15 protein-coding genes and 3 pseudogenes are annotated in these 24,928 nt (G+C 58.1%); 7 read left to right on the plus strand and 11 right to left on the minus strand.

The annotated features are described in order from the left end of the window. Positions 1–12: 12 nt before the first annotated feature. Both AAFG16_RS39765 and AAFG16_RS39770 read right to left on the minus strand, forming a co-directional pair. Positions 13–234 (minus strand): annotated as a pseudogene (locus AAFG16_RS39765) (IS630 family transposase); the annotation flags it as partial. 136 nt (positions 235–370) lie between these two features. Beyond that, the gene (locus AAFG16_RS39770; protein ID WP_342734183.1) at positions 371–790 is read right to left on the minus strand and encodes an SET domain-containing protein-lysine N-methyltransferase; all 420 of its coding nucleotides are present in this window, start codon (positions 788–790) and stop codon (positions 371–373) included. Between the two features lie 193 nt (positions 791–983). Between AAFG16_RS39770 and AAFG16_RS39775 the strand changes: the two genes are divergently transcribed. Then, positions 984–1,229: a hypothetical protein gene (locus AAFG16_RS39775; RefSeq protein WP_342734185.1), complete on the plus strand. Its 246-nt coding sequence runs from the start codon at positions 984–986 to the stop codon at positions 1,227–1,229. 910 nt (positions 1,230–2,139) lie between these two features. Here AAFG16_RS39775 and AAFG16_RS39780 read toward each other — a convergent pair. Further along, complete coding sequence (locus tag AAFG16_RS39780; protein WP_342734187.1) at positions 2,140–2,631, minus strand: N-acetyltransferase family protein; 492 nt, start codon at positions 2,629–2,631, stop codon at positions 2,140–2,142. A gap of 249 nt (positions 2,632–2,880) precedes the next feature. Between AAFG16_RS39780 and AAFG16_RS39785 the strand changes: the two genes are divergently transcribed. From AAFG16_RS39785 to AAFG16_RS39795, 3 genes and pseudogenes are all read left to right on the plus strand, one after another. Next, entirely contained in the window at positions 2,881–3,387 is a 507-nt protein-coding gene (locus AAFG16_RS39785) for a GNAT family N-acetyltransferase (protein WP_342734189.1), read from the plus strand. A gap of 168 nt (positions 3,388–3,555) precedes the next feature. Continuing rightward, positions 3,556–4,575, plus strand: a complete 1,020-nt coding sequence (locus tag AAFG16_RS39790) for an IS110 family transposase (protein WP_342734191.1) — start codon at positions 3,556–3,558, stop codon at positions 4,573–4,575. Between the two features lie 201 nt (positions 4,576–4,776). Further along, positions 4,777–5,681: pseudogene (locus AAFG16_RS39795) on the plus strand (IS3 family transposase); the annotation flags it as partial. A 258-nt stretch (positions 5,682–5,939) separates the two neighbouring features. Here the strand turns inward: AAFG16_RS39795 and AAFG16_RS39800 are convergent. Then, positions 5,940–6,962: an IS110 family transposase gene (locus AAFG16_RS39800; RefSeq protein ID WP_342734193.1), complete on the minus strand. Its 1,023-nt coding sequence runs from the start codon at positions 6,960–6,962 to the stop codon at positions 5,940–5,942. 78 nt (positions 6,963–7,040) lie between these two features. Here AAFG16_RS39800 and AAFG16_RS39805 point away from each other — a divergent pair. Further along, positions 7,041–7,265: pseudogene (locus tag AAFG16_RS39805) on the plus strand (transposase); the annotation flags it as partial. A gap of 134 nt (positions 7,266–7,399) precedes the next feature. Beyond that, positions 7,400–8,440, plus strand: coding sequence for an IS110 family transposase (locus AAFG16_RS39810; RefSeq protein ID WP_342734195.1), 1,041 nt, complete (start codon positions 7,400–7,402; stop codon positions 8,438–8,440). 2,115 nt (positions 8,441–10,555) lie between these two features. Here the strand turns inward: AAFG16_RS39810 and AAFG16_RS39815 are convergent. Further along, complete coding sequence (locus tag AAFG16_RS39815; protein WP_342734197.1) at positions 10,556–12,199, minus strand: class I adenylate-forming enzyme family protein; 1,644 nt, start codon at positions 12,197–12,199, stop codon at positions 10,556–10,558. 593 nt (positions 12,200–12,792) lie between these two features. Between AAFG16_RS39815 and AAFG16_RS39820 the strand changes: the two genes are divergently transcribed. Then, positions 12,793–13,895 (plus strand): IS3 family transposase gene (locus AAFG16_RS39820; protein WP_342734199.1). Its coding sequence is split into 2 segments (ribosomal slippage): positions 12,793–13,054 and positions 13,054–13,895, totalling 1,104 coding nucleotides; the frame shifts between segments, so codons are not numbered across the junction. Between the two features lie 616 nt (positions 13,896–14,511). Here the strand turns inward: AAFG16_RS39820 and AAFG16_RS39825 are convergent. The 6 genes from AAFG16_RS39825 to AAFG16_RS39850 all read right to left on the minus strand — a co-directional run bounded on the left by AAFG16_RS39825 (position 14,512) and on the right by AAFG16_RS39850 (position 23,872). Beyond that, positions 14,512–14,733, minus strand: a complete 222-nt coding sequence (locus tag AAFG16_RS39825; RefSeq protein ID WP_342734201.1) for a hypothetical protein — start codon at positions 14,731–14,733, stop codon at positions 14,512–14,514. A 599-nt stretch (positions 14,734–15,332) separates the two neighbouring features. Beyond that, a complete protein-coding gene (locus AAFG16_RS39830) occupies positions 15,333–17,804 on the minus strand; it encodes a CoA transferase (RefSeq protein ID WP_342734203.1) in 2,472 nt (823 codons plus the stop codon). A gap of 1,152 nt (positions 17,805–18,956) precedes the next feature. Beyond that, positions 18,957–19,817 carry an acyl-CoA thioesterase II gene (locus AAFG16_RS39835; protein WP_342734205.1) on the minus strand — a complete coding sequence of 287 codons (861 nt, stop codon included), beginning with the start codon at positions 19,815–19,817 and terminating at the stop codon, positions 18,957–18,959. Between the two features lie 438 nt (positions 19,818–20,255). After that, a complete protein-coding gene (locus AAFG16_RS39840) occupies positions 20,256–21,116 on the minus strand; it encodes a MaoC/PaaZ C-terminal domain-containing protein (RefSeq protein ID WP_342734207.1) in 861 nt (286 codons plus the stop codon). Between the two features lie 849 nt (positions 21,117–21,965). Beyond that, positions 21,966–22,751, minus strand: a complete 786-nt coding sequence (locus AAFG16_RS39845; protein ID WP_342741046.1) for an SDR family oxidoreductase — start codon at positions 22,749–22,751, stop codon at positions 21,966–21,968. A gap of 224 nt (positions 22,752–22,975) precedes the next feature. Then, positions 22,976–23,872: a 3-keto-5-aminohexanoate cleavage protein gene (locus AAFG16_RS39850; RefSeq protein WP_342734209.1), complete on the minus strand. Its 897-nt coding sequence runs from the start codon at positions 23,870–23,872 to the stop codon at positions 22,976–22,978. Positions 23,873–24,928 lie beyond the last annotated feature (1,056 nt).

Below are 24,928 nucleotides of genomic sequence, written 5' to 3' on the forward strand. Positions count from 1 at the left end.
GGTATCGGCTCGCTTGAGAGCCAGCATGAGCTGATGTTCGGCATTAGCGCTGAAGCATTCGCCGTTGATCAATCCATCGAACACACAACGACTGGTGAGACCACCCCATCGCAGAGCGAGGAGAAACGTCAACACTGGCCAGTGGCCATGCGGTGCAAAGCGCTCTATTCGGTTGCCCTTCCGTCCCCAGCCGCGCAGCGGAGTCATATTGGTCTTGATCGAGAGTTCGTCGAAAGAGCAGGCGTCGGAATCAAGACTGATCTGCCCACGGATCTGCGGCCCGATTTCCCGCAACACACTCGCGTCCAAATGACTTGCTCTCTGATCCTCATACGCGCTCTTAGATTGATCAAGCAACGACCGTAGCACTTCAGTCAATGAATTTGATGCTAGAAGGATAAGCCGATATGTTCATATAGCGATGTGTTATTTCCTCATCTACCTTTATGTCTTTTATTGCCACAATACTCGCCCAAGCGCCGGACTCTTCATCGTTCCACAGTACCTCTGCATTCGGGTTGAACGAGTGGTTCACCATCGAGATCACGCCGAAAACAACGTAGCCTGTCAGAGGGACGCTCCTGAGATGTTGATCGGGCCGCACGAAGTAGTATTCGAAGATCCCCGTGCGATCCAGTAGCTTGGCTGCGGCACCATCAAATCCCCAGGTCGGAGCGCGCTCGATTAGATCTCCAACTTTGAACGGAACATTTGCAAATACGCCACGGCCTTTTCCTGGCACATTTTTGAAATACAGGGCGTTACTGCGATCAAAGACCTTGTCAATCATCGTGTGTGCCTTCTCGACGCTGAGCATGGACTGCTTGCACCATTGGCAAATTCGCAGTCAATCGGACCTCTTCCAGCACCCACCAATGCTGATATTTATAGCTTGTCCCCACACTGCCGATAGCCGCGAGAGGACACAGCTACCAATACGGGTGGGTATCTGTAGCTCAGCTACTGATTGACTCAGTTTCGAGTTGATCAACCGCAACTCGCGTTGGCGTAGAACGCGCTTTGGACTTTCGGCAGCTGATGCCTTCAATCCTGTTAAAGCCGCACGGATGCTCGCGACCGAAACGAGCGGCATCGCTCAGTTGATCTCGGCTGAGCGCACTGTAGCCGCTGCAGCCTGGCTGGTCGATCATGAGCGCAACGTTGATCAACTCTGGACGACCGCCACCGCGCGGATAGTTGCGCTCGGCGGGCCGGGCTTGACGGCCTAATCACCTTGCAATCTGAAACACTCCTACAACTATCGGGACGGCTGACATGATATGCTGAAGGAATTTCGTCTGCTCGACCACTGCCTCCCGACCTTGCTTTGCGAGGACGACAGGCGATACGCCCCGATCGGCCAGCTGTCTTGAAAAACCGAGCTCGATCGAATGGAGCCGCATTCAGCAAGCTGGTTCTGACCAGCGGTGCACGTCACTCCGGCGAGCACGACGCCGTTTTGATCCTCACTGTTCAATAATCGGCCCGGGTAACGCATTGCGTATCCGCCTCAAGCTCTCGAGCATCTCCGGCGAGACCACGATAGTTTTCGGCCGACAGAGTCCAATGGGTCCTGGTCTTCCTGCCACCTCGCCGGCGGCCCTGCCCCTCTCGACGTCGCGTTTCGCACGCTCCTAGCTGAGCGAGCCGCGAAGAATGGCTAATGATCTTCATGACGAATGGGAAGCACGAAGTAATTTGGCTCGATGCCGCTCGGAATCTCTGCTTCCGCGTCCTGTTCGATTCAGCCAAACTCAGACGGTGCGTCGTGGCTAGCACGGTTTCAAGCAGGAGGTCGGCTTCAGGCACTATGAAGTGGCGGCAAGCGCGGCTTGCATCCGCCGCGCCATGTTATTCATCAGCGCCTACTTTCCTCATCTTCGAAGAAAGACGAATCCTTCCTCACGACCCGCTGGCCCGCATTCACAACAAAGATCGCGGCTGTCAAATGCCCCCGCCGCGCTTCCGCTCAGAGCCCAACTCACATGCCGCACTCGATCGCCACCATCCGGTGGCGTCTCGCGAGCACTTTTGAGGCGGGTAATTACATATCCGTGCCACTCAGTCCAAATCGAGCCCTATGCACCGCGATCTGTAACGCTAGAGGACTAGGCGCGTTCGCGGAATGCCACTTGCAACTCATCTTAGTTGTTTCCAGAGCCAGACGTCGTTGTGCCATTCACCGCGAATGCGTGCTGCTTCGTGTAGCACCGCGACGCGACGGAATCCGAGAGAACTAGTGCTTTTTAGACTTGCGATATTCCTCTCGAGTGCGCGCGACACCAGCAACCGCAGACCGAAGTTGGATGCGACTTCTATCAAGTAAGCATGCATCTTCCTGCCAAGTCCCTTACCTCGACAATTTTCGTCGATGTAGCATGATGTTGCTGCGACATCTGTATATTCAGGACGCACCGAGAACTTGTTCAGCGAACACCAACCGATCACTGCACCATTCTCACTCTGATAGACAAACGCCGGATAGGGATCTTGATGTTCGCTAAGCCAGGCCGTACGTTCGCCAGGAGTATCGGGAGCGATTTGGCTTGTGGCGAAGATTCCAGGCTTGAGCGCCTGATTATATATTCTTGTGATCTCGTCGACATCGGCATGAGTTGCACGTCGGAGCATTGATCTGTCCGTTCTGGGTCAAGCAAGGGGCTTTAGTACCACTGGCGCGCTTCGGTCTCTATCGAGCTCTGCGGAGCCTGAGAACCGAACGCCTACTTGTCCCTTGTTTAGCGTAAATAGCGCCGTCTCCATGCTCCACGCAAGCTCCCATATCTTGCAGGTTGCGGCAAATTGGCAAAGCATGCATTCCGTGAATATCTCATACTCATCATGTGAGACGCGATAAGAAACGAGATCGGGAAGAATCTGATGACCTACGAAGTACGTCCTTTGCGACTGGATGATGCGCCAAGTGTGACAGAGATCTATAACGCGGCATGTATGGCAGAGGAATCAACACATGGATTTCGCCGCTGGAACGTCAACGAAATGAAACACTTTCTTTTCGAACGACACCCGACATTTGACTCGTATGCGTGCGTCCATAAGGGTGCTGTGGTCGGGTGGACAGCATTCACTCGACATAATGTCTTGGAAGGTTATCAGCACACGGCCGAGATGTCGCTCTACGTTCAGGATTCATTTCGTTTTAAGGGCGTTGGGTCTGCCCTCGCGCATACTCTTCTAAATCGAGCAAGATGCCTTAATCTGCACTGCATTCTCGCAATGGTATGCAAAGATATGCCGCACGTCGTTGCCTTCGCGGAAAGGAAATGTGGATTTTCCGTGGCCGGATGCCTTCCAATAGTCTTTTCCCACAGCGGAAAATATCGCGACATTTTAATTTTGGAGAAGCTTGTAGCACCACTATTTTGATCAGCACTACGTCCTCTCTCCTGTCGTAGCAATCGGCCTTGCGGGAGCATGAAGCGCAGCCGCTTTACGGAAGAGATGGGGTATTCGGTCCCGATCGCCTGACCTATTTGCTGCGCGGCACGTTTTGACTGACGATCATGGACCAACTCTATCCGAAGGAGAAACGTCATGATCTACGTCGGCCTCGATGTTTCGCTGAATTCCGTTGCGGTATGTGCGGTGGACGAGACCGGAAAGCTTATCCGGGAGGGAACGACGTTGACGGACGCGCCATCGATTGTGCAGTACCTCGAACCATGGGCTGGTCAAGTTGAACGGGTGGGCCTTGAGGCAGGACCGACGTCAGAATGGCTGACCGCAAATCTAATCGAACTGGGGCTGCCGGCCGTCAGTTTGGAAGCCCGCCAAGTTAAGGCGGCGCTTTCGGCCATGCCGGTGAAGACCGATCGGGATGACGCCCGTGGGATCGCGCAGGTGGTGAGAACGGGATGGTTCAAGCCTGTTCACGTCAAGAGCATCGGCAGCCAAAGGGCGCGGACGCTGGCCGCGGCTCGCAAGCATATCGTCCGCTCCATCGCTGCCACAGAGCAAGTCATCCGCGGACTTCTGCGTCCGCTCGGTCTCAAAGTCGGAATCGTCTCGCGGACTCTGTTCGCGACGCGAGTTCGTGAGTTGGTCGGCGATGACGCCTTGCTGGTGGCGATCTTGAATCCGCTGCTTGCCGGACGCGAAGCGCTGATGCGGGAGTACGCCCGACTGCATCGTCTGGTTCTGAAGGCCGTGCGCAGTGACCCGGCTTGTCGGCTCTTGATGACGATGCCAGGGATCGGCCCGGTCTCTGCGTTGACCTTCCGCTCCACTGTGGACGATCCCAGGCGATTCCTGCATTCCCAATCTGTCGGCGCCTATCTCGGGTTGACGCCCCGGCGATACCAATCTGGCGAGGTTGATCGGGTAGGACGGATCACAAAAGTCGGAGATGGAGAGACGCGCACAGCCCTGTTCGAAGCTGCCAACGTCGTTCTCAGGCCATCAACCCGATGGTCTCCGATGAAGGGCTGGGCGGTGCGTGTTGCCCACCGGCAAGGAAGCAAGCGTGCGAAGGTCGCGCTGGCCAGAAAGATGGCTGTCGTCCTTCACCGAATGTGGGTTGATGGAACCGAATTCCGATGGACGGCGGTGGCGTAAGGACGCCATCGTCATCCCAAGAGACGCCCGTCGCGGGGCGTGGGGATGGTCGAGTTCGTATGATCTGTCGTGGCGTCCGCCCTCCAGGTCGGGTGACTACGCCGAAGAGCTTGAACCGACCATTCAACCGAATCCCATCGTGTGGCGGCTTTGCCGACCACGAACAGAAGCAAGGTACCCGCGGCACGCGCTCTTAAGGGATTGACAGAAGCAGACCGAATACAGAAACAGATCATCGGGATTTTGAAGGAACATGAGGCCGGCGTGTCGGTCGCCGATCTTTGCCGCAAGCATGGCGTCAGCGACGCCAGCATCTACAAATGGAAGGCCAAGTTCGGTGGGCTGGAGTGTCGGAGGCCAAGCGGCTGAAGACGCTGGAGGACGAGAACACGCGGCTGAAACGGTTGCTGGCCGACTCCATGCTGGACAATGCGGCGTTGAAGGACCTCTTGGGAAAGAAATGGTGACGCCCGCGGCCAAGCGGAAAGCTGTCGCGCATCTTGTGGATGCCCACGGGATGAGCGAACGGCGGGCGTGTAAAGCCATCGGCTGCTGCCGCATGACCATGAGATACCAGACGACCCGGGCGGACGAAGCCGGCCTTCGCCAGCGCATGAGGGCGATCGCCCAGGGCGCCGTCGCTTCGGCTATCGGCGCCTGCACGTGCTGCTCAAGCGGGAGGGCTATCTGGTCAACCACAAGAAGCTCTTCCGGCTCTACCGGGAAGAGAGGCTCGCGGTACGCCGCCGTGGTGGCCGCAAGCGGGCAATCGGGACCAGGGCACCGATGATGGCGCCGATGGCCCCCAACGATCGTTGGTCGCTCGACTTCGTGTCGGATCAGCTCACCGACGGCCGTCGCTTCCGCATTCTGACCGTGGTCGACGATTGCACCCGCGAGTGTCTGGCGCTGGTGGCCGACACCTCGCTCTCGGGCACCCGGGTTGCGCGGGAGCTGGACCGGCTGATGATTGAGCGCGGCAAGTCAGCGACAACGGCACCGAACTCACCAGCAACGCCATTCTGACGTGGGCCGATCAGAGCCGCGTCGCTTGGCACTACATCGCGCCGGGCAAGCCCATGCAGAACGCCTTCATCGAGAGCTTCATGTGTAGACGGCCCCGCGGGTGCAAGAGGTTTTTACAGCATTTTGGATATCGGTCGGGTGCGTTCATGTATACGGCCTGTTAGTGCGACCGATGCCATGGCCGCTGGCCCTGATGGAGATCGCGGATCGAGGCCTCATCAACGGGTCGCGCTTGTTGCGCTTAAAGCTCTTCGGGCTTGCTCGATCCCCAGCTCCGCCGGTGTCCATCATGCTGTCATTTGCCCTCACACCATAAGGTGGCCAACATACGCGGAAAGTCAGGCCGCGAGCTTTGACCGATAGAATTCTCCGGTCGTCATCATCGCCCAGACGATCCGGGCCAACTTGTTGGCAACGGCGACGGCGACGACCATGGGCCGACGCCGTTCAAGCAGGGCTTCGATCCAGCCGCCTCCAACCCGGGAGCGTGCCTTTGCGTACCGAACGACGTTACGTGCTCCGATGACAAGCAAGTGCCTGAGATAGGAATCGCCCTGTTTCGTAATCCGGCCGAGCCGATCCTTCCCGCCAGTGGAATTCTGCTTAGGCGTCAGGCCAAGCCAGGCCGCGAACTCCCGCCCGGAGCGGAACATGGTCGCGTCCGGCACGGTCGCGGCGAGAGCCGTGGCCGTTATGGGACCGATCCCGGGAATCGAGGACAGCAACTTCGCCATCGGATTTACTCGCTGGATCTGAGCTAGCTCGCGCTCGATGGCCTCGACCTGCCGGTCCAATTCCTTCAGTTGGTTCATAAGAACGGCCAGTGCGATGCGGGCATGGGCCGGCAGCGTCAACCCCTCGTCATCCAACAAGTCCACCAGACCATCCACCCGTTGCCGGCCTTGCCCGACAATAATTCCGAACTCAGCAAAGTGAGCCCGAATGGCGCAGGCTGTCATGGTTCGCTGGCGGACCAGCAAGCCTCTTGCACGATGAAGCATCAAGAACCCTTGGTTCTCGATGCTCTTGATTGGAACGAACCGCATATTTGGACGGGTGACGGCTTCGCAGATCGCGGCCGCGTCAGCGGCGTCATTCTTGGCTCCTCTTCGTACGTAGGGTTTGACATAGGCCGGCGGAATCAATCTTACATCGTGTCCAAACTGCCGAATCTCCCGCGCCCAGTAATGAGCGGTCGCGCAAGCCTCGATGCCGACCAAGCAAGGTGCGAGCGAGGAGAAGAACGACATGATCTCGCCTCGCCGGAGGCGCTGGCGACTAGTCACTTGGCCTTGGCTGTCAACTGCATGGATGTGAAACACGTGCTTCGAAATGTCCAATCCAATTGTCGCGACTTTCATAGGGAATAGCTCCTGTTCGCGGGTCCGTAATCGCCAGTATATCGCCGGCGCCGAGGGAGCGGGGCCGTCTTCCCCATCAGCGGCCGGCTGCGGGACGAATTGTTGAACGAGACGCTGTTCACGTCGCTGGCCCAGGCCCGCGTCGCGCTCGGATGCTGGCGCGCCGATTACAACGACACACGACCACACTCACGGCTCGGATGGAGGATGCCATCCGAGTTCGCCACCACCTGCAACCCGCGACGGGATCTGGCGCTGCGCTATGTTGAGGGCTCCGCGCCAGCTCGCGCCGCTGCCACCGCCCAACCGGCCAAATCCAACAGCCGGGGCGAACTCAGGACTGGACAAAACTTGATGTGGTGGAACGGCCCGCTCCAACAGCATCAAAGTGCTAGAACGTGGTCGTTGTTCGAACGCCACAAAGGAGGGACCGTTCCGTGAAACAGGTTAGCACCATCGGGTTAGATTTGGCCAAGCACGTTTTCCAGGTTCACGGCGCGGATGCGGAGGGCTCGCCCGTGTTCAACAGGAAATTGCGGCGCAGCGAGGTTCTGCGCTTCTTCGAGAAACTGCCACCATGCCTGGTGGGGATGGAAGCCTGCGGTAGCGCCCACTATTGGGCGCGCGAGATCGCAGCTCTCGGTCATGAGGTGCGGCTCATTCCGCCGGCTTATGTCAAACCCTTCGTAAAGCGAGGCAAAACGGATGCGGCGGACGCAGAGGCCATCAGCGAAGCGGTGACCCGCAAGACCATGCGCTTCGTCCCGATCAAGACGGCCGAGCAACAGGCTGCCGCGATGGTGCTGAAGACCCGCGCCCTTCTAGTGCGGCAGCGAACGCAGGCCGTCAACGCGTTGCGCGCGCATCTGGCCGAATTGGGCATCATCGCCACCGCTGGCCTGGCAAAGGTTGAGGCGCTGGTCGCAATCGTACGGGATGAGACAGATGCTCGCCTGCCCGCAGCAGCGCGCTTCGCGCTGAGGGCTATTGCCGACGAGATTGAAGCTTCAGCCGACCAAATCGAGAGGCTCGAGCGCGCGATTGTTGTGGAAACCAAGCACGACGAGGACATGCGTCGGTTGACCACGATACCTGGCGTCGGCGCCATCACGGCGGCGACCATCAAGGCGCTCGTGCCGGATCCCGGCGGGTTCAAGTCGGCTCGCCACTTTGCCGCCTGGCTCGGATTGACGCCGCGGCCTCATTCAAGCGGAGGCAAAGAGCGACTGGGAGGAATATCGAAGATGGGAAATCCGGAACTCCGCTCTCTGCTCGTTGTCGGGGCGACGGCCGTCTTGCGGGTTGTCCGAAACGACGCTCGGGCGCGGCCGTGGCTGAAGGCGCTTCTCGCCAGACGGCCCTTCAAGGTTGCCGCGGTCGCGCAGGCAAACAAGACGGCGCGGATCATCTGGGCGCTTCTGAACAAGGGCGGGACGTACCGACGTCCCGACCCGCTGACTGCCGCGGCCGCCGTCTGATAGACGCAGTGACCGCCAAAGCGATCTGACCGGCGCAGGCCGGCAGAGGGCAAGGTGCAACAACAGCCGATGAACCCATGGGACGACATCCCGAAACGAGTGAAGCTACTGCCCCCAATGCGCTCAAACGCGTAAACTTGATTTAGCTCCTCGTTCCGCGGATCTCATCGAGGCCAGCGGCCATGTGCCGCGCGCAAAGGCCGGACATATGACCGCACCGTTCCAATGTGTGAAATCGACTGAAAAAGCTCTTGCCACGCGGGCCGTTCCACATATGGGGGCAAGGTCAAGTCATCGAATGGCGTAGCTCTTGGGGTAAGGTGATGATGGTGCGCATAATCGCGTCGCGCCGCTTCGGCTGTGTGCCCGCCAATGCAGGCCCGTTCTTCACACGCGGTGCTGCGCCGAACAAGGCGCGGAAGATGCGCTAAATTAACATCGTGAAGCGGGTCCTGCGTTCGACCGATTTGCCGACTGCCGAGCTGCCAAGGCCCAGAATGAGGTCTTCCTCCCAATGTCTCGGCACCGCGCGATCAGGGCGCTGACGGACTGATCTCCGGCGAGACAAAGCTCTTGTCCGCGTACTCGTCCCCTAGGCATTCGCAACACGCGTCCTGTTCGCAAGCAGGTCGTCAGCACTCGGCGCAACACTCCCCGGCTCTGAACGAAGAAGGACTGATAGATGGCTTCGTGGCTGATGCGCATCGTCTTCTCGTTCGGGAAGTCGATCGAGGGGCGTCGGGCTATCTGCTCGGCGCTGCAGGTCTTAGCGCATCGCCGATCCTTTCGCCGGCCATGCCGGCGGCCCTTCCACGGAACTGCCGAATCACCAACGGGAGCGCCGCTCGGGGCTACGACGACGCGGGCAAGTCTCTCCTCCACATAAGTGCGCATCTGGGGCGACGTGCCGGCCGATCGGCATACCACTGGGCCGTCGTCGCCCGATACTCGAACCGCCCGCCGCGTATCGCTGCAATTGCCCGCAGTTTTCGCGAGATCGTCCAGGCGGATCGACTCAGGCCGCCCCGAATCTCTCCGACGCAACTGCCCGGCGCCGTGAGAAGCGCAATCCTTTCGCGCACCACTAACGACAAATATCGCCGGGAGAGCGGCTTTGCTGAGGACTTGAACACCGCTGGTGACATGCCGCCTACCCTTCGAAATCATCTGATTCCTGCAGGCTGCGTCACCCCGGCTTCCAGCGCGGCTTTTTCGCTACTTTTCCCGGCAGCGATAGCTCGCCAGAAACTTCTCTGTTCATCCCGTCCAGCCACAGGCGGTTGTCTTGGCGATGGTAATGTCGCTCGCCGAGACGGTGCCGGCCGCCGCTTTCGAACGCCTGTCGCAAACTCCAACTCGAGAGTGTTGCGACGACCGCTTGAATTCGCCCAGTACGTTTCAGACGAATATTGCCCAGCTCTTGCCGTCGCCGGCCTCGCCGCATCGGATGAGTCCCAAGGCCGACTGCTACGACAATGCTCGGATGAAGAGCTTCTCCCTCAAACCGAGCTCGTTCACCATCGGCAGTACCGGACCCGCACCGAGGCCCGGCTCGATATCCTCACCTTCATCAAGGGCTTCTACAATGAACCCGGCTCCATTCCGCCATCGGATATATCTCTGCGATCGAGAGGGAGCAAGGCCACTTAAACCCCCCACTTTGTTGGGGGAAGATCATTTCGCATCCATGGCTGTTTCTTCTAGATTTGCTCTGAGGTGATAGGTCAGCAGACCGTAATGGACCTCTCTGTACCGCCAATCACTTCGTCGCTTGGCTTTTAACATTGGACCGGAACGTCAACCGGTAAGAAGAAAGGCCAGCCAGCCTGGCACGCGGCCGCGAATGTAAGTGCCTTTCTCTTTCTTCCTATCAGATAGATCATCGCCTGTCGTTCTGACCCTACAACTTCGCGCGAACTCCTCCAGTCTCCAAAGATTTTCGCTTCCGTGACTGCGCTTGCCGAACAGCTTCTTCAACGAGGCAGAGATCTCAGGATTTTCTCGATCACTGATGCCGATGCGATGAGGACATGCCAGGGGTAGCCATGGCGGTGTTTGGATGGCTTAAAGATCGGTCGCTCGCAACTGGACGTGTAGGCCGAGTTGGTTCAAACGTCATCCCCAGCGCTTCGCTTCGGCGTCATATGCGCCGGCAAGCGGATCGCTAACCATCAGCTCACGTTTGAGCACTTTATTGCTGGAGGTGGTTCTAGGAAGCGCCGAAATGAAAGCAATGTACCGCGGCACCTTGAAAGCGGCAAGGTGCGCACGAGCATGCTCGAGAATGCGCCTCACCGCCTGATCGTCTGGCGTGACGCCCTCCCTCAGTTCGACGTAGATCTTGACCTCCTCGCCACGCTTCACGTCGCGAACGGGCACGGCCGCCAAATCAGCAATTTCGGGAATCTCGCGGATCACGGCCTCCACCTCCCGTGCGGCGATGTTCTCGCCCGAGCGGCGGATCATCTCCTTTTTGCGCCCTACGAGCCAATAGAAGCCTAATTCATCGCTACGCAGCAGATCACCGGTCTTGAACCATTCTCCTTCAAACGAGGCGGCATTTTCGTCCGGTTTGTTCCAATAGCCCTTCAAGATACCGCGTCCACTTACCCATAATTCGCCGACCTCGCCGATCGGTGTGGCACGCCCATTTTCGTTCATCAGCCGCAACGTTCGGAAAGGTGCGCGGATCCCAACCGAACCTGATTCGGCCAATTCGTCGAGGTCGCTCGGCATTAGTGTGCCGAAGGCGATTTCGGTCATGCCGTAAGCATCTTGGGTGCGCACCGGGAACCGCTTGCGGAATTGGCGTAGAGTATCCGGACTCCACCCCCAATTGAGGGTCTGCTTGAGGCATGTCGCCTCGGCTTGGTCGTCGGGACCGGTCTGCCGGCCTATCAGCTCGGGAACCTGGCACCACTCGATGCGGTGCTGCTTGACCCAGCCGAAGAAGCGCCTCGAACTGGGTTGCGGAGCCAGGTAAAGGGTGCCGCCCTGTCGATACGACCTCAGAAGATGGCCTTGCGGATCGCCATAGAAGAAAGGTTGTGCAGACAAATATCTCTGGTACGAGTGTCTGTCCCAGCACACCGCTTGGTACGAGCTCACGCCCCAATAGTCGTGCGTCAACATGCAGCCCTTCGGAAAGCCTGTTGACCCGGAAGTATATTGAAGATTCAATAGGTCGTCGGGACGTATATCCTCCTCCACCAGAGAGTCGTTGGCACCCTTGACTAACTTATCGAGGGCAATGGTTGTCCCGTGCGAAGGCTGTCCAACGAGAATTACTCTCTCCTTGTGTAGCTCTTGCGGCCAAGGCTCCATCGCGGAGAACACCGACCATGCCGCCGTGTCGACAACGGCAAACCCGGCCTGTGTATCGCTGAGAACGTATCCGATTTCCCTCGGCGTGTAGCGTATGTTGATGGGAACCATCACCGCGCCGAGCTTCGCAATCGCGAACCACAGCGCCGGGAATTCGATGCGGTTAGGCAGCATCACGCCAATGCGGTCGTGCTTGTGTATGCCGAATGCACGCAGCGCATGCGCATATTTGTTAGATAATCGGTCCATCTCCGCGTAGGTCACACGCTCGCTACGGTCGAAAACGTCGATCGCGGTCACGGAGCTGTGCGTTCTGGCGCGCATTGAAACCAGCTGTCCGACTGTGATAGCCTCATATTCGGCTTCTAACAACTCGATCTTGCGCAACGCATTCGCGACGTGCTCTTTCCACTTGAGTTTTGTAGAGATCGTCATTGGATGAGCCTTGGGTCCAGGGACAAGGACGTGCAACTTTTTCCGTTTCGCAGCTCGTTGATGTAGCCAGTTCACCGAAGCATCCGCATTGTGGATTCCCCGGGCCCAAGGATGCATGCGACGTGATACGTCGGTCAATCAGGCGCGCCGACCTTACGGGGCGCTCGAACTGGCAACGCGCAGCTCCTTCTCGTATCGATATCGAACGGAGGGGCGATTGCAGGGGACACCGTGCGATTTGATCAGCCGTGTGCAATTGCAACGTCTTATCCGAGCGGCTTTGTGGTGAGACGTGCAATGATTAGTTGGCTTGCCATTGTGTTGTACCCCGTCTGATCGTGATGAATTGCGTCAGCGTCAGCAAGTTCTCAACAATCCTAACTCCTTAACAACAATCGAGATACTGCCGATTCTGGTGAGGACTATTGTGTGACTACTCGAGGGTTTGGCACTGGGACGTATCAGCACGCGCTCGATTTGAAATTGCGGCCTGGTACGGGTGAAGCAGCCGCCTGATCTGAGGCCGGCAAACTGGACCAGTTTTGGCTAGAGTTTTCGCGGCGTAAATCCCTCGGCTGGGAGGAGCGACGACGATGAAGGCCTCGAAGTTTTCGGACGCCCAGAAGGCGTTCATTCTCAAGCAGGGCAGCGACGGGGGCGCGGTGGCGGAGATCTGCCGCAAGGCCGGGATCAGCCAGGCGACCTACTTCAATTGGAAGAAGAAGTATGACGGTCTGCTGCCGACCGAGATGCGCCGGCTGAAGCAGCTCGAGGACGAGAACGCCAAGCTGAAGAAGCTGGTGGCCGATCTGTCGCTCGACAAGGAGATGTTGCAGGACGTGATCCGCCGAAAGCTATGAAGCCTGGTCGGAAGCGCAAGCTCGTCGATGAGGTTTGTGGTGAGTGGCAGGTCTCGATCCGCAAGGCTTGTGAGGCCCTCGAGTTCGATCGATCGACCTACCACTACAAATCTCGTCGCTCCGGCCAGGCCGCTCTCGAAGCTCGGATCAAGGAGATCTGCCATGTTCGCGTTCGCTACGGCTATCGCCGCGTCCACGTCCTGCTCCGCCGCGAGGGATGGGGTCATGGGCAGAACAAGACCCGTCGCATCTATCGCGAATTGGGCCTGCAACTGCGCAATAAATCGCCGAAACGGAGGGTCAAGGCTAAGCTGCGCGATGACCGCAGGCCAGCGACGCGCGCCAACGAGACCTGGGCGATGGACTTTGTTCATGACCAGTTGGCAACTGGTGGCAAGCTCCGGGTGCTCACGATTATCGATATCTTCTCCCGCTTCTCGCCCGCCTTGGAGCCGCGGCACACTTTCCGCGGCACCGATGTCGTGGAGGTGCTGGAAAGGGTTTGCAACGAAGTGGGCTTCCCGGCGACGATCCGCGTCGACCAAGGCAGCGAGTTCGTGTCGCGCGACGTCGACCTCTGGGCCTACCAGCGCGGCGTCACGCTGGACTTCTCACGCCCGGGCAAACCGACCGACAATGCTTTTATCGAAGCGTTCAATGGCCGCTTCCGGGCCGAATGCCTCAATGCCCATTGGTTTCTGTCGCTTGCGGACGCCCGGGAAAAGGTGGAGACTTGGCGCAGATACTACAACGAGGAGCGGCCCCATGGAGCCATCGGCAATCGGCCGCCGATTTTGCTGCAAAATCACGCCGGCGCCACCGGCCCGCCAACGTGATAAGAGCGCAAAACTCTAGTTCTGGGTGGTCCAAAGTTCGGTCTCGCTGCAAAGAGCGCAAAACTCTAGTTCTGGGTGGTCCAAAGTTCGGTCTCGCTGCACGCCCCCCCGAAGGCAAGGCTGAGTCGGCAGGGATTCCAGGAGGCAGTTTGTGTTTCAAGATGTTGGCTGCGACTAACTGTGTCTGATGAGCCCGCCCTTCCAATAATCGGGGTGAGCATATGGCCGCAGCCGTGAGGGTGGCGGCGCGGTTCGGTGTTTCATTGTTCCCAGTGTTGAAGAGGTCGCAGCGCTATCGCGCGATGGGTTCGGCGACGGGATGGGCGGCAGCGCCGGCCGGTGTTAGAACCCCATCGGGCGTTCATTAAGATGCCGATCATCCGAACACAGCATCTGACGTTCACAGGCTGGAAGATGAACTCGTTGAGCGCTGGGTTCATGTCTCGTACAATGCAGTTTGGATGTCCTTGCGGCACAGGCTGCAGTTCAAAACGGTGTTCTCCGTTGAGCAGTGCCGCTCCGGTCTCGCGAGGTCGCCGCGGACCGTGTGTCGTGGCAGATCAGCCTTGATCCCGGCGCCTGGTCTTCATCGACGAGATCTACATCAAGACTAATATCACTCCACCGCACGGCTTGAGGGACCGAGGACGACCGAGTAGAGGGCTTTCCGGCGCACGGTCGCTTGCGGATTTTGACATTTCTCGGCGCTCTGCGCTGTGATGGTCTCACCACTCGTTGTGTGTTCGACGGATCGATCAACGGCGAATGGTTCAGCACTTATGCCGAACAGCACCGCGCTCGTTCTCAAGCCCGCCGCATGAACAATCTCGGCAGCCATGTATCGACAGCTCCGCGCCGCATCATCCACGCTGCCGACGTCAAGCTTCGGTATCTACCGCCTTACTCACCTAAGCTCAATCCGATCGGAAAGGCCTACGCGAAGATCAAGTACTGGATGCGCATCGCACAGAGGCATGCCCTCGAGGACCCATGGCGACACATCGTAATCTCGTCAACACAATGAATCAACTACTTCGCCAACGCCCGATACACTTCCGCCACAGGTGAAACGGTTTAGACTCGGGTGCGAGTGATCCACGGGCTCGCTGGCGGGCCCACGAGCACTACGGCATCAAAGGTTATGCGCTGCTGCCCGAGGCCTAGAAAGACCAAAGGAAGGCAGACCCAGCCGGAAGGCACTTCAGTTAGGACGCGAAGATCGATGCCTACTGTTTCTGTTGCGCCCGACGAAGCGTATGGAAGAAACACGAGCGACCGCATCAAAGTCCGGCACCCGGTGCCCAAGGCCGCGTGCGCAGCATATCCCTGAGAGCGCGGCATCTTACTCCAAAGCGCCCACCGGAGCATTGCGCGTCGGAAACACGAAGACATCTCGACACCTTGCCGAGAGGCCGGACAACGCCTGGAGGATAAGCCTTAATTGTTAGTCACGTCTTTCTTCTTTATGAGCTCTTTCTCGGAAAGCATCGCAGTACCAATGATGCCCTCCCTAGCCAATTGCGCTATTTCAGCGTCGGAGAGGCCGAGGAGCTCTGATAGAATCTCGTTGTTGTGCTGTCCGAGTGTCGGCGCCGCCATGTGGATCGCAACGGGCCCTGCACCTTCCCGAACCGGCATCGAGGGCTGCGGATGCAAGCCTATGAAAGGACGTTCTGACTCTTGCAAAAATGCACGCGACTGGAGATGCCGATCCTTGAGCAGATCAATTGGCAGCTGGGCCACCCCGGCGGCGACCTTTGCAGCCTGCAACTCGGACATCGCCTGATCCGGATTGCGAGCGAGTGTCCAGACTGCGATCTCTTTCTCCACGTCTTCCTCGATAGACCGGCGAGCTTCTGCAGATTTCAGCGAGGCGTCCTCTGCCCAGTCAGGCCGACCAATAAGCAGCGCAAGCCTATGCCACATGTCTTGGTCCGTCACTGCCACCACGAGCCAGTTATCCTCACCTGCACATCGGAAGCAGCCATGCGGCACGAACTGCGGATGTCTATTGCCATACCTTTTTGGTGGCATGGCGTCCATCGAATGGAGGGTAATCCATGGCGCAGCGAACGGCATCATGCATTCAATCTGCGCAAGGTCAATAAACTGTCCGTGCCCGGTGTTCTGAGCGTGAATCAGCGCAACCAGAACTGCAACGCAGCCGTTCAATCCGCCGACGGCATCCCCAAAAGCGACGTGGCTCATCACGGGTCGGTCATCGTGGTTTCCTATTACGCCTGGCAGCCCCGATGCCTGCTCGAGAGTTGAGCCATAAGCCCGGCAATCTCTATATATGCTATTCGAACCGAAAGCTGACATCGACATCATCACGAGCCGAGGATTCAGCGCTCTTAGCACGTCATAACCAAGCCCAAGCTTTGGCAACACGTCGACTGAATAATTATCGACGACAATGTCAGCTCTCGCCAAAAGTGATTTTGCAAGGGCGACACCCTCGGGCCGGGTCAGATCGAGCGTGATACCACGCTTGTTGCGGTTCATCATACAGAATCGCGCAGTTTTTTCGTACATTTGCTCATCAATATATGCCTGCCGCCGGTCAACGCCACGCCACCAATCCGGATATTGGATAGCCTCAATCTTGATGACGTCCGCACCGAGATCAGCGAGTGTGCGGGTACATAATGGGCCAGCCCAGCCCATCGTGAAGTCGATCACGCGAATGCCATCTAATGGCTGCCGATCGACGTCGCTGCAGGGGGACTCTACCAACGGCCTGCTGATCAGTTGTCTTGGCCTATTTGCGAAAACCTGCTGCTCACCAGTAGCCGGAACCTTCCCCCCGCGGAGCGGCGGGGTCAATGTTAACCGCTGCGCTGGACCAACCGTGAACCCTTCCTCTTGGCCGAACAGAAGAGGGACGATCGCGCCACGCAGCTTCTTCTCCGAATCCTGAAGCAAATCTGATACTTCGGGCATGGGCACGATCGGGATTTTACGTTTCAGTCCCTCGGCAAACCACTCACGAGCCGTGCGCGTCTTCAATCTGGGAGTGAACTGTCGTTCGATCTGTTCCGCGCGCTGCAGACGCTCTGCGCCAACGATCAAAGTTGGATCATCACGAAATTCGGAGAGGGCAAGCATGTCACAGAACGCACGCCATTGTGCTGGCGTCTCGACCGCGACCCCGAGCCAGCCCTTCGTCGTCTCGTAAATGCCCCACGGAAAGGCACGAGAGAAGCGGTTAATGCCGAGCCGGCGCATCACGTCGCCGCGCTCAAACGCTTCAAACATGAGATATTCGGTGAGAGAGATGCTCGACTCGAAAACACTGAGCGACCAGGACCGCCCGGCCTCACGCTGCTTTCGTCCTGTTATCGAAGAAGCGGCAGCAATGAAGCCCCACAAGCCGGCGAGGATGCCAGTCTGGAAGTCCGGTGCGTGCAACGGGGGGCCGTCGACGGGGCCAATTAGTTTGATCAAACCGGCGAGCGCACGGACCGTGGAATCGGTTGCTGCAAATCCGGCATAGGGCCCCTCGCGGCTGAACCAACTCGCTTCGAGGTAGATCAACTCGGGGCGACGCTTCCGGATCACCGGAATATCAATGGTGGGACAATTTGCCGAGTCGATGTCGCGACCATCGAGCAAAATATCGCAACTCTCGATCAAAGCCGAAAGCCGCGCGCTCGCGTCCGGCTTAGCGGGGTCGATTACGACACTAGACTTGTTGAAGCTCAGAAATGCGAACCACGCGCTTTGGCCGCAGGGCGTCAGTGGCGCGCTGCGGCGAAGCGGATCACCTGCAGGCGGCTCGACCTTTTGAACGTCGGCGCCGAAGTCGGAAAACAACCGCGCGCAATAGCTGGTTGCGGCCGAGCTACCGATCTCGACGATCCGAAAATGCGATAACACTTTCTTCGACGGCGCCGTTTTATCGGTCATGCTGATGCTCCAGTACCTTATTTGTCCCGGCTGTCGCAATCGTCGAGACCGCACTCGCTGACTCGCATTAAGCTGGTCATTTGCGATTTGCGCTAATTATCGCAGTAGACTAAACGCCCCGCGTTCATCCTTCATCCAAACGTCTGTTCTCCAATATTCGCTGCCGAATAGCAGCACCACACACTTAGGCGCGAACCATATGATAATCCGGTCTGAACCGCGAGATATGCGACGTGTCGCTGGTGGTGCAGTCATTTGCTTCGGGGAACGTAATACGTACAATAGATCAACTGCCGTTGTCATTGGCTCCGCTCGAGCTATCGTGACGTGCTGCGGCACACGTTCGTGGCAAGCTTCCGATACACAATACAATGATCAATGAAGGCCGAGCACTACCTACTCTGGTGAGAAGCGTGCGGCGTAGAGCGCATCAGCATTCAAAGGTGATGCAGCGCTCTTGAGCATTGGCGACTGAGACCAGCCGCTGCGACAGATGATGTCCCGCCCGGCGAGCCATACCCCCTATGGCGCGCCGACTAGCGTCCTTGACGACCGATGTCGAGACGGTGGTAGTCCTGTCGCGTCTGCCGTCTACGATTGCTGCTGAAGTTCAACGACTGACCACCATCGGGTCGTCAAATTGCCACTGGCTCTCGGTTCGGAGTAATATCGCATTCTGACACTCTCCTGTGCTCTTTAGAGGTCGACCGTCCACCTGTTTTGGTGCGAAGGTGTGGGTCTTCTGGCCTTTTTCGGAGCAGGACGTCATATCCGATCATCAGGGGTAACATACGCGTTAACGCGCTCAAGTTAGCTCTCAAAAGGCTTCCTGTTTGCCAGTGCCTGAAATCTTCGCCGCAATATGATCATGAGTTGGATCCAAAGACAGAATTTCGGCTGCCGATCTGATGGGCCGCGAGCTCGCTGGCGCTGATCAGGCTGCCACGAGCGCGCTGCGGGCGAGAATAGCCGTAGCGGACAGCTGCTGGCCTCGAAGTGAACATCGACTTCGGTGCTCTCATTCAATCGGGGAGACTGATAGCGGCAGCATAACCCATCCACTCGCCGAGAACTCCCGCCGAAAATGAACCGTCTAGGTAGAACTAGTTGGGCGGTGACATGTGCTAGAGCAGCCCTTCGCACGGTGAGATCTTAGCGCCGCTTGCGGACTACGCCCTCCTGGGCGACCGAGGCCACCAGTGCGCCGCCTAGATCGAAGATCAACCCGCGCGCAAAGCCACGTCCACCTTGCGCGCTCGGCGACTCTTGCACGTAAAGCAGCCAGTCGTCGGCCCGAAACGGGCGGTGAAACCACATTGCATGATCGAGGCTCGCCGACATCATGCGCCTGTCCCACAGCGAGCGGCCATAGCGCGCCATTACCGTATCGAGCAGCGCCCAATCCGAGGCATAGGCTAGCGCACACTTATGCAGCGCCGGATCATCGGGAAGTTTCGCCGCTGACTTAATCCAGATGTGAGTGCGGGCGTCATTGATATTCTCACCGACATTGCGGTCGATCTCGACCGGGCGCAGTTCTAGCGGACAATCGGATTCGCAGTAAGCGCGGCTCCGTTCCATCATCGCGGGAAGGGTCGACCGCTTGGATAACCCCTGGTGGGTGTGCCTTTCCGGGGGTGGCAAGGCGGGCATGTAGTCCTGGTGATCAAAGACGCTCTGCTCATGTGCGTGAAATGAAATCATTATCGAAAAGATCATATTTCCATGCTGGATCGCGGTGACGCTCCGGATTGAATAGCTTTGGCTATCGCGCAGCGACCCGACCTTGTAGAGGATCGGCACCCGCGGGTCACCGGCGCGGACGAAATAGCCATGCAGCGAATGCGCCACCTGTCCTTTCACTGAGCGGGATGCCGCTACCATAGACTGCCCAATGATTTGGCCGCCAAATACCTGTTGCGAGCTGGCATTCGAGCTCTTTCCGAGAAACAGGTCCGTCTGGATCCGTTCGAGGTCGAGGATGGTGAGCAGGTCGATGGGCCTTTTGGACATTGGTGTGCTTTCGGTTGGTTCAACATCTTTCGCGGGCAGGGCCCAGCACTGAGACTCAAAGCTTCCGAAACCGGGCCGCCACCTGAAATCCTTCGAGACAGACGACGGCTCGCCAACCATCTGAAAATTCGCATTTAGCTCCTGGGCTGCCCTTGCGGTAAATCGGGGCGAGGCGATTTAGACCTCGTACCCGCTTTTGATGGGTCTCCTGCAGGATTGTCGAACCCAACATGAATCAGAAGTTCCGCATCAACTACGTCATGCCTTCCCGGTTTCGCGCATTCTTGGGACCGAGCTGATGCGAGTGTGCACCAGAAAATCTACGCTCAATCTAAGCCGCTGCGCCAGGAGCTTTGTATTCTTGCAAGGTCGTTCCGTCGGGCCGCTTGGCAACTTGGGTTTTTGCTAGCTATTCCACTGGATGACCTCCGAAAGGTATCAACCCAGCACGGTCTGCCCATTCTTGGCAATGGTAACTTGGCGCTCTCGCACATGAGCCTCGAAAGAGATCGAATTGCCGTCCTTCCAGAGGTTGACTGTAATGATCTCGCCCGGGAACACCGGGGCGGAAAAGCGGACGCGATGGCGCCGGAAAGCAGAAGGATCGTAGTCGGCATACGTCTGCAACACAGCCCTACAGGTCAGTCCATACGTGCACATGCCGTGGAGAATTGGTTTGGGAAAGCCGGCCCACCGTGCGAATTCTGGATCTGCATGCAGCGGGTTTCGATCACCCGATAGCCGATAGAGCAGCGCTTGGTCGGGTCGTGTCGGGATATCGATTGATCTGTCTGGGGCTCGGAGAGGTACTCGGTGCGGCCCCGGCATTCCCTCTGACGGTCCGCCGAAGCCGCCGTCGCCTTTCGCAAAGATTGAAGATGCAATCGTGACTAGCTTGTCGCCCTCGCCATCTTTGACCAAGACTTCATTCTGAATGATCGCGCCTTTCTCCTCACCCTTGTCATAGACCCCGCGCACGCGCGAATCCGCGGTAACGCTGGCCGTGACAGGCATGGGCTTGTGAAATGTGATGTCGCGTTCGGCATCAACGACCATGATTTGATTGAGGTCGATAGGTCCGGGACGCGCTTGCCAAGCGCAGACCGAAGCAAAGGTCGGAACAACCTTGAGCGGCTTAGGCGTCGCAAATGCTTCATTGACAAACTGGAGCTCATTCGCGTTTAGAGGGTCCGATCCCATGCCGATGCCAAGCGCATAAAGCATTACCTCGCGATCGCTCCAGCCATATGGAACGGCGTGGCTCCTTAGATTAAGTATGGCGGGGTAGTGGATTGGCATCGGTCCCATTCCTTGTTGCCGTTGCTCTCCGTTGCGCGGATGTCTAGCGCGGCAGCGGCGGTTCACCCCGACAGACAACTTTCACGTTCCGTGTCCAGTTTTCAGGAGGTTCTTTCCTCCTTCAACGCGTCGAGCCGCATCGTCGAGTGCCGCAACTCAGTCGCGTCGTGCAACGTGTCGCGACCTGTCGCAACCGTGCGGTTTGAGAACGTGCTCGTACCCGAGCTTGCCTCAGGCATAGTACCCTCCGGAATGGAACCATGGATAGAGATTTAACCGCAAACCGAGATGAGCGGTAGGCGATCGCAGAATCAGGAGATGTTCTCCGGGTTGCGCGTGCGGGCTCGAAAAGCCAGATCCACCTTTTCTTATCGAGCGCTCGCTTCCTGGCGAGTGGCATTGCACTAGAGAGATCTGCTTCGCTTCGGCAAGGATCGAGCTCGACATGAGATCCAATCATCTGGGCGGCAGCGAAATGTGGCTCTCTCACGCTAATAACGTGAGCGGTTTTCCAAAACGTGTCGTGCGGCGGCCCATCGGGACGCGATCTGCTGTTGCATTTCGCTCTCCATTCTAATTTCTCGACGATTTACGGCGACCGCTCAGCGGCGCCTACAGGACAATTAGGCTTGTCAACATCGGGCCGACTTAATCCGTTGATGAACCCTAGACTAAGCGAACGAAACCATTGGCTATCTCGCTTGGACAGCTATCAGATCAAGTAGGCTAGTAAGCTAGTGCATCTGTCATCGCAGCCCCAATCTGACACCGACCTCCGCAGTGGTATCGCTCTCATCTGAGCTGGCTACTCGCAAGAGGCGTAGACCTAACCCATTAATGACGCGGCCCTCACCAAATCAAGTGCAAGCCTGCGTCCATGCGGACACACTCACCCGTCATGTTGCTCGAAGCGGAACTCGCCAGAAAATAAACGAGCTGAGCGATGTCCTCTGCACTCGAGGCGATCTTCAACGGTACCTTGGCAGCCGTTGCATCACGCACCTGCTTGGCACGCGCCTCGCCGCACCCCTTAGTGTACCAGGGAGTGTCGATGTAGCCGGGACAAACCGTGTTGACGCGGATGGCAGGCGCGAGGGCTTTCGCGAGCGATAGAGTCATTGCGTTAAGAGCGCCCTTACTCGCGACATAAGCTACTGATGAACCGTAGCCACTGATACCGGCCACAGAAGAGACGTTGACCACTGCCGCCGCTACCCCGAATATCTTGGCACTCGCTTCCAACAAGGGCCGCGCCGCACGAATCATCTGATACGGGCCGATCGCGTTAACGGAATAGATATGCTGAAAGTCCTCAGCCGACAATCCTTCAAGACTGTGGTGCGGCACGTGCTTGGTGGTGCCGGCATTATTAATTAGCACATCGAGCTTTCCCCAGGGCGCCGCGGCTGCAACAATTTTTCTGCAGTCTTCGTCGCGAGACACGTCCCCCTGCACAATGACGACCTCGGCGGCGCCTGCGTTGCGGCAGACTTCGGCGGTGACTTCGGCTTCCAGCTGGCTCTTGGAATAGTTGATCACGAGACGCGCGCCATCCTTAGCCAACAGGCCAGCACTTGCGGCCCCAAGTCCCGACGCCGAACCTGTGACAATCCCGCACAAACCACGTTCTGACATCATTCCTCCTCCCATTTCGGAACCGCTCGTTGTCATTGACACGATTGATAACGGGCAAGTCGCGCGAAAAGAGCTATCTTCGGATGTAAGCTCGCGACTAACCGTCCTAAATGCCTGCATAAGGCCACAGCACCGAGCCAATCGAATACTTCCCAGTATCACCTACAACCTGGGTCTTCAGTCAACAGGCCTTGGTTTAAACTCTTACACGGAAACTTTGACTATCAGGCATGGACCTTGAGCGCGAGCTTCTCGCGGACTTCATCCGGGCTCATAACCCGTACTCCCATCCTTTCAAGAATCTCTACGGCCCGTTGCACGAGCTCGGCGTTTGTCGCTAGACGTCCGCGGGAGAGGTAAAGATTGTCCTCTAACCCTACCCGCACGTTCGCGCCGATCAAAGGCGCCAATGCCGCGTACGGAAGCTGCATCCTCCCAATCGAAAACGCTGAGTACACGGTCCCTGGCGGGAGTTGGTGCACTAGCGCCATCAGCGTTGTCAGATCGTCCGGCGCGCCGTACCGAATCCCCATGCAAAGTTGGATCAACGGTCGACGGTCGATCAGCCCCTCCTCGATCAAGTCGCGCACCACCACCAAGTGACCAGTATCGAACACCTCGAGCTCGGGACGCACTCCGAACTCCTTCACGCGGGCGGCCATCGCGCGCAGCGTCCCGGCAGTGTTGACCATGATGTACTGACTGCCCGCCCCCCAGTTCATTGACCCGCAGTCCATTGTGCAAATCTCAGGGCGCAGCTCTTCTACGTGCACGAGCCGCTCAAGCGCGCCCGCCATGTCCGTCTTCCCAGGATCAGGGGGCAAAGGAGACTCAGGCCCACCAAGCGTAAGGTCGCCGCCGACCCCCGCGGTTAGGTTCATCACAGGGTTTACGTCCGACTTTCGAATGCGCCGCACCACTTCCCGAAATAGCGCCGGATCACGCGAGCCGCGCCGGGTTTCGGGATCACGCACGTGGATGTGCACTACCGCCGCTCCCGCACGCGTCGCTTCGATCGCCGACTGTGCGATCTGCTCGGGAGTTACCGGCACATGCGGGCTCCGCTCGACCGAACTCCCAGCCCCCGTGAGCGCACAGGTAATGAATACTTCAGTGATCATGCTCACCTTCTCCTTTTGCGCAAAGGCTTGCCTCTCCGCCCCCGGCAAGGGCCATACCTTTCAACAGCTGTTTCCGGCTTTTGGATTTCCGCGCGTAGCGCGTTGGCTAGGATCAATTGAGCGGGTCTCATCGGGAGTTCCTCGGGACAGGGCCTCTCTAGCCGCCCGCTTCATTCCAGCAATCGGCGTGCCATTCACGGGACGCGGCTTGTTTAACGCGAGGAACCACGCATATAGTTAGCAGCGCGCCCTTGGAACAAGCCAGACGTTTGCCGGATTTCCGACATTGCCGTAGTCAATCGGACGCCGCTGGTATGACAAGGTGGAGTTCTCATGTGAGGCCGGTCGCGTCATGCCGAGGTTGGCGACTGCCTGACAATGATGTCGATGTTGATTTCACGGCCGACGAGCTGGACATCAGTGTATGGTCCGGCGTCGCGATGCGAGACATCGAGGTGCAGTCATAACTTGATGTAAGTTGACGCGTTGTCTCCGCAACGCCACAAGAGCTGCGTCGGGCTCTACAAGGACCGGATCCGGTGGATGGCGATCATATCGACTAAATTCTTAAGCCGCTACCGGGAGAGAGCAGCAAATTGGCGCGCAATCTATTCGCCCTCGAGATCCGGAGGTGCCGACGTGTTGGTTATCGATTTAAGAGGCGTATTACGCGAGTGGATTTGCCGAAGGACATCAACTCTCAGTAACGAGGCATTGCATGCGCGCTCGCGACTAGGATCGTCCCTTCGCTTCGAAGTGGGGACCGGGTCCCCGTTTTGATTAATTGCGGATATTGGCAAGTATCTCACCAGCCACCTGCGAGCGTAAGCGGTGGGCGCCCAACGAACGTGACGGCGGAGGACAAATCTCCATTCGCTGGTTTGTCGGTTGAGCAGCTACGGCACCATTCAGCCCAACGCGATCCGCCGACGCTGGGGCGACGCGCGGTTCCGGGCACCCTTCGCCGAGCAGCATGTAATGGATGTAACAACCGAAAAGAGGCAAGATGGGCGACGCCGAGGGGAAAGAGCCGACCGTCCGACAAGTGCAAGAAGA

This window comes from Bradyrhizobium sp. B117 (genome assembly GCF_038969555.1).
Classification (GTDB): domain Bacteria; phylum Pseudomonadota; class Alphaproteobacteria; order Rhizobiales; family Xanthobacteraceae; genus Bradyrhizobium.

Excerpts from the sequence above, each read along its gene's own strand:
- AAFG16_RS39835 (WP_342734205.1), bottom strand. The coding sequence starts at position 19,817 with ATGTCCAAAAGGCCCATCGACCTGCTCACCATCCTCGACCTCGAACGG.
- AAFG16_RS39780 (WP_342734187.1), bottom strand. The coding sequence starts at position 2,631 with ATGCTCCGACGTGCAACTCATGCCGATGTCGACGAGATCACAAGAATA.
- AAFG16_RS39830 (WP_342734203.1), bottom strand. The coding sequence starts at position 17,804 with ATGACCGATAAAACGGCGCCGTCGAAGAAAGTGTTATCGCATTTTCGG.
- AAFG16_RS39770 (WP_342734183.1), bottom strand. The coding sequence starts at position 790 with ATGATTGACAAGGTCTTTGATCGCAGTAACGCCCTGTATTTCAAAAAT.
- AAFG16_RS39850 (WP_342734209.1), bottom strand. The coding sequence starts at position 23,872 with ATGATCACTGAAGTATTCATTACCTGTGCGCTCACGGGGGCTGGGAGT.
- AAFG16_RS39800 (WP_342734193.1), bottom strand. The coding sequence starts at position 6,962 with ATGAAAGTCGCGACAATTGGATTGGACATTTCGAAGCACGTGTTTCAC.
- AAFG16_RS39815 (WP_342734197.1), bottom strand. The coding sequence starts at position 12,199 with ATGACGATCTCTACAAAACTCAAGTGGAAAGAGCACGTCGCGAATGCG.
- AAFG16_RS39785 (WP_342734189.1), top strand. The coding sequence starts at position 2,881 with ATGACCTACGAAGTACGTCCTTTGCGACTGGATGATGCGCCAAGTGTG.
- AAFG16_RS39790 (WP_342734191.1), top strand. The coding sequence starts at position 3,556 with ATGATCTACGTCGGCCTCGATGTTTCGCTGAATTCCGTTGCGGTATGT.
- AAFG16_RS39825 (WP_342734201.1), bottom strand. The coding sequence starts at position 14,733 with ATGGCTGCCGAGATTGTTCATGCGGCGGGCTTGAGAACGAGCGCGGTG.
- AAFG16_RS39845 (WP_342741046.1), bottom strand. The coding sequence starts at position 22,751 with ATGTCAGAACGTGGTTTGTGCGGGATTGTCACAGGTTCGGCGTCGGGA.
- AAFG16_RS39840 (WP_342734207.1), bottom strand. The coding sequence starts at position 21,116 with ATGCCAATCCACTACCCCGCCATACTTAATCTAAGGAGCCACGCCGTT.